The organism is Nocardia sp. NPDC005998 (assembly GCF_040614395.1).
Taxonomy (GTDB): domain Bacteria; phylum Actinomycetota; class Actinomycetes; order Mycobacteriales; family Mycobacteriaceae; genus Nocardia.
On sequence record NZ_JBEXUI010000014.1, the window covers coordinates 1 to 5,329 of the forward strand.

The following is a 5,329-nucleotide window of genomic DNA, read 5'->3' on the forward strand; positions in this document are numbered from 1 at the left end:
GGTCCCGGACTGTTCCTGGTGTACGCGGTGTGTGGCATCTTCGTGTTCTTCATCCTGCGGGCGCTGGGCGAGCTGGTGCTGCATCGTCCGTCCTCCGGATCGTTTGTTTCCTATGCGCGTGAGTTCTATGGCGAGAAGCTGGCTTTCGCGGTCGGGTGGATGTACTTCTTCCACTGGTGCATGACCGGCATCGTAGACATCACCGCGATCGCGACCTATGTCCATTTCTGGGGAGCCACCGAGGCGATACCGCAGTGGTTGATCGCGCTGGTCGCACTGGCCATTGTGGTCAGCATCAACCTGATCTCGGTGAAGTGGTTCGGTGAGCTGGAGTTCTGGGCCGCGCTGATCAAGGTCGTCGCGCTCGTCGCCTTCCTGATCATCGGCACCATCTTCCTGGGGGGCCGGTTCAAGATCGACGGTGAGACCACCGGTTTCAGCGTGGTCTCCGATAACGGCGGACTGTTCCCGACCGGTCTGCTGCCACTGGTCACCGTCACCACCGGTGTCGTATTCGCCTACGCCGCAGTGGAATTGATCGGCACCGCGGCCGGTGAGGCGGAGAATCCGGAAAAGATCATGCCGCGGGCCATCAACTCGGTCATCGCCCGCATCGCGCTGTTCTACGTCGGCTCGCTGGTGCTGCTCGGCCTGCTGCTGCCCTACGTCGCCTTCAAGTCCGGCGAGAGCCCGTTCGTCACCTTCTTCTCCAAGCTCGGTGTCGGCGGTGCGGGTTCGATCATGAACCTGGTGGTGCTGACCGCGGCCTTCTCCAGCCTCAATGCGGGTCTGTACTCGACCGGCCGCATCCTGCGCTCGATGTCGATGAACGGCAGCGCGCCCAAGATCGCCTCGCGGATGTCCAGCGGCGGTGTGCCCTACGTCGGCATCCTCGCCACCGGCGCGATCGCGCTGGTCGGTGTCGGGCTCAATGCGATGGTGCCGGACAAGGCCTTCGAGATCGTGCTGAACATGTCCGCTCTCGGCACCATCGCGGCCTGGGGCGCGATCGTGGTCTGCCAGCTGCAGCTGTTCCGCTGGTCGAAGAAGGGTCTGGTCGAACGTCCGTCGTTCCGACTGTTCGGTGCGCCCTACACCAGCTACGCCACGCTGGTATTCCTAGTCGCGGTGATCGTGCTGATGGCATGCAGCCACGAAATCGAGCAGCGGGGCGCGGTGATCGCCATGTTCGTGGTGGTGGCTCCGGCCTTCGTCGGTGGGTGGTTCCTGGCTCGCAAGCGGGTGCTGCAGGTCGCCCAGGAACGTGAGGGCATCACCGGTCAGTTCCCGGTGCTGGCCGAGCGGCCGCCGCGTGTGCGCGAGGGTGAAGCGGTCGTCATCCTCGACGAGCCCGACGACAAGTAGACCGATCTCCGCCCCGGACAACATGTCCGGGGCGGAGCTATTCCCATCGCAGGGAATAAGCAGTGCGCGCGGCGGCGGCATGGGGAAGAGAATGGGGCCCTGATTCAACAGGCTCGAAAGGTTCCCATGCCGGAGCAACCCAGCGCCTCCGAGAATCCGCTGCCGCACCCATGGGCGAATCGGCGGATGCGCGGTACCGAGGTACCGCGGCGGACGCCGCACCCCTGGGCAACCCGAGGCATGTCGAAGGTCGAACCGTCGCAACGCCGCCAGCATCCATGGTCCGGTCCCAGCATTGTGGAAGGCACTCCAGCGCAACGGTTCTCATCGACGGACCTGCAGCTGCGGCCCGACGATAGCCGCGCGACGATGCCGGTGACCGATCCGGACACCGGCGCCGACCCACTCGAACTCGACGAGCCCGTCTCCGGGCGCAGCGGCCGCTCCCGTCCGAGCGTGCGGCGGCTCGGCGCCGGGCTCGTGCCGATGCCGCGGGTGGCGCCGGTCGATCCGCGCACCGCCATCCTCGCCGATCCCGAAGTGCCCGAGCCCAAACGGTTCTGCTGGAAATGTCAGGAGCCGGTCGGTCGCCGCAGCGCCAGCGGACCAGGTGCCGTGGTCGGCGAATGCGGCCGGTGCGGATCGCCGTTCAACTTCCGTCCCACCCTGGAGCGCGGCGAACTGGTCGCCGATCAATACGAGGTGCAGGGATCGCTGGCGCACGGCGGACTCGGCTGGATTTATCTGGCCGTCGACCGCAATGTCAGCGATCGGTGGGTGGTATTGAAGGGATTGCAGAACCCGCTCGACTTCGAGGCGCATGTGGTCGCGCTTGCCGAGCGCCAATTCCTTTCCGAGGTGGCGCACCCCGGTGTCGTAAAGATTTACAACTTCGTTAAGCATCGCTCCGGTCGAGATATTGCCGACGGCTATATCGTCATGGAATACGTGGGCGGGCAATCGCTGAAGAAGATGCTCGATCTGCGCGGTAAGGAGCGCATTCCGGTTGTCGAGGCCATCGCCTACATCATGGAAATCCTGCCCGCGCTGGACTATCTGCATTCGTTCGGATTGGCATACAACGATCTGAAACCCGACAACATCATGGTCAGCGAGCACGAGGTCAAACTCATCGACCTGGGTGCGGTAGCGGCCATGGATTCCTACGGCAGCATCTACGGCACCCCCGGCTACCAGGCCCCCGAGATCACCGAGACCGGTCCGACCGTGGTTTCGGATATCTACACCGTCGGCCGGACGCTGGCCGCGCTGGCGCTGGATCTGCCGCGCGACCGCGACGGTCACTTTCTCGGCGGCATTCCGGAGCCCGATGAGGATCCACTGCTGGCGCGCTACCCGTGCCTGTATCGATTGCTGCTGCGTGCCACCGATCCGGAGCCGGAGCGCAGATTCCCGTCCGCGTATTCGATGTACTGTCAACTCGCTGGCGCGCTGCGCATGGTTCTCGCGATCGATACCGGCCTGGAGCATCCACAGCCGTCGGTCGAATTGAGTGCCATGCGAGACGATTTCGGCATCGATACGCTCATCGGCCAGACCGACGGCATTGTCGACGGGATGGACCGCATGCCGGTGCTCGAGGCGCGCGACGTCGTCGCGGCACTCCCGACGCCGTTGATCGATAGCGAGGATCCCAGTGCCGAGTTGCTGTCGTCCCTACTGCACAGCGAACCGCGGCATGCGCTGGACGGGCTGCGCCGGGCACACGAACGCATCCGTGCCGGCACGATCGTCGCGCCGGAGTCCTTCGATCTGGAGGGACCGCTGACGGCGGTTCGCGCCTATCTCGACCTCGGGGAAACGGTTCCGGCCTGTCAGCTGCTCGCCGATCTGCGGCCCGATTACGGCGCGGACTGGCGCATCGAGTGGTACGTGGGTGTCGCCGCGTTGCTCGACGGCTTCTACGAGCGGGCCTGGCAGCATTTCGAGATCGTGCATTCCATGCTGCCCGGTGAGATAGGTCCGGAACTGGCCTTGGCCGCCACCGCGGAACTCATACTGCAGCATCTGGATCTGCCCGCGGATTCGGATCGCTGGCACCGCGCCGCGGCCGAGCACTACCGAGCGGTGTGGCGCACCAATCACGGGGTGGTGAGCGCGGCCTTCGGCTTGGCCCGGCGGCTTGCCGCCGATAGCGAATTACTAGAGGCCGTGGCCGTACTGGACCAGGTGCCCGCGGCGTCGCGCCACCACGGCGTCGCGCATACCACCGGATGTCTGCTGCTGGTCTCGCGGCCGATCGCAGATATCACCGAAGCCGATATCTGCGCCGCGGCGGACCGCCTCGAGGCGCTGCCCGATGATGCTCGAACGCTGCAATTGCAGGTCATCGTGGTCGGCGCCGCATTGGAGTGGCTGCGGGTCGGCGGGCGTTCGCGCAATCCGAACCGGACCATCCTCGGCTTCCCGGTCACCCCGGCGGGGCTGCGACTTGGACTCGAAACCAGCCTGCGCGCGCTGGCCAGGACCGCGCCCGATCGCTGGCACCGCTACCGGCTGGTCGATTTGGCGAATTCCGTTCGGCCTCGCACTCGCTGGTAGGGCACCCGCTCGTAGGGGAGCGGTGCCAGGGACCAGCGGTTCTCAGCGCATGCGCTGGACGACGAAGGCGACGATTGTTCCGGTGCCAGCCAGCAGCCACAGCCAGTTGCCCGTGGCGACCGCGAGCACGACCGCGACGATGGAGATCAGCGCGGCGATCGTCGAGAGTCTCTGCAGTGCATTGGCCGTGGGTTCTACTGGTGGTGCGGGCGGTGTGACGCCCGGCAGGTCGGCGAACAATTCCGCCAATTGTCCTTTGCTGGTCGCCGCCGCCGCACTGGCGCTGCGTTCGTCGAACTCGGTCAGGCTGAGTCGTCCGGTGCCGAGATGGTGCGACAGTTGTTCCAGCGCCCGTTCCCGTTCCGTCACGGTAATTCGAGAAGCCTGCGCTTCGGTCATCTCCGAAGGATAAGCCTCGCCAGGGCCATATTGGTGGAGGCGAATTGCCAAGGGCGGGAATAGTTTGCGGTGTCACTGGGGGTAGACATCGGCCTCGCGGATCAGTAGGTGTCCGACATGACTGACGTATGCTTACCTACGGGTAATGTTTCGATGTGGTTTCCTAGACATATGGCAGGCGACGTGGAGTACACGATCGATGAGCTGGCGCGCGAGGCCGGTACGACCGTCCGCAGCCTGCGCGTTTACGCCGAGCGCGGCATTCTGCCCCCACCGCAGGTGAAGGGCCGCACCGGCTTCTACGGACCTGATCACCTCAATCGCGTGCAGACGATCAGCCGCCTGCTCGATCGGGGGATCAAGCTCAACGGGATTCGGGAGCTGCTGGAGGCCTGGGACCGCGGCGATGATCTCGGTGACATCCTCGGTGTCGCTGAGCCGGGTGCGACGCAGTCCACCGCGCCGTCCGCCGTCGACACGATCGCGGCGACCGAGCTCGAACAGCGCTACCGCGAGGTGCCCAATGGCCTCGCCCGCGTGGTCTCGGCCGGTCTGTACGAACCGGTCGACGCCGCGACCTACCGCATCGCGGATCCGCAGCTGATCCGCAGCTTCGACCAGTTGGCGGGCGCGGGCATTCCGGTCGACGCACTGCTCGGCGAGTTGGAGCGGCTGCGCGCGGACTGTGATCGGATCGCCCGTCGGTTCGTCGATTTGTTCCATCGGACCGCGTGGGAGCCTTATCAGCGCTCGGAACGCACATCGGCCGACCGTGCGGCACTCGCGGCGCGCCTGGTCGAGACCAAGATCCAGCCCGGACAGGTGACCGCCGAACTGGTCAACCGCTTCATCGCCCGGTATCTCGACCAGGACACCGACCTCGCCGAAGTGCTGCCGGACGCCTAGGCGCGGCACCTGCGCGCCGCCGATTGGGCTGGCGCGCCTTTTCTTGCTTCCAGGCCGTGCCGTTGTTACTCCGTGCCGTGCCATGTTGATCTGTGCC

At 65.5% G+C, this 5,329-nt stretch carries 4 protein-coding genes; 3 read left to right on the forward strand and 1 reads right to left on the reverse strand.

Annotated features, from left to right (window positions below; all coding sequences use genetic code 11):
• Positions 1–1,365, forward strand: a 1,365-nt coding sequence (locus ABZ293_RS20325) for an amino acid permease (protein ID WP_355182709.1), incomplete at its 5' end; no start/stop codon positions are given.
• 126 nt (positions 1,366–1,491) lie between these two features.
• A complete protein-coding gene (locus tag ABZ293_RS20330) occupies positions 1,492–3,927 on the forward strand; it encodes a tetratricopeptide repeat protein (RefSeq protein ID WP_355182711.1) in 2,436 nt (811 codons plus the stop codon).
• A 42-nt stretch (positions 3,928–3,969) separates the two neighbouring features.
• Here the strand turns inward: ABZ293_RS20330 and ABZ293_RS20335 are convergent, their stop codons facing one another.
• Positions 3,970–4,326: a DUF1707 domain-containing protein gene (locus tag ABZ293_RS20335; RefSeq protein ID WP_355182713.1), complete on the reverse strand. Its 357-nt coding sequence runs from the start codon at positions 4,324–4,326 to the stop codon at positions 3,970–3,972.
• Positions 4,327–4,497: 171 nt separating this feature from the next.
• Here ABZ293_RS20335 and ABZ293_RS20340 point away from each other — a divergent pair, with 171 nt between their 5' ends.
• A complete protein-coding gene (locus ABZ293_RS20340) occupies positions 4,498–5,232 on the forward strand; it encodes a MerR family transcriptional regulator (RefSeq protein ID WP_355182715.1) in 735 nt (244 codons plus the stop codon).
• Positions 5,233–5,329: the final 97 nt, after the last annotated feature.

What these genes read in the sequence shown, in the direction of transcription:
- ABZ293_RS20330 (WP_355182711.1), top strand. Translation starts at nt 1,492, where the DNA reads ATGCCGGAGCAACCCAGCGCCTCCGAGAATCCGCTGCCGCACCCATGG.
- ABZ293_RS20335 (WP_355182713.1), bottom strand. Translation starts at nt 4,326, where the DNA reads ATGACCGAAGCGCAGGCTTCTCGAATTACCGTGACGGAACGGGAACGG.
- ABZ293_RS20340 (WP_355182715.1), top strand. Translation starts at nt 4,498, where the DNA reads ATGGCAGGCGACGTGGAGTACACGATCGATGAGCTGGCGCGCGAGGCC.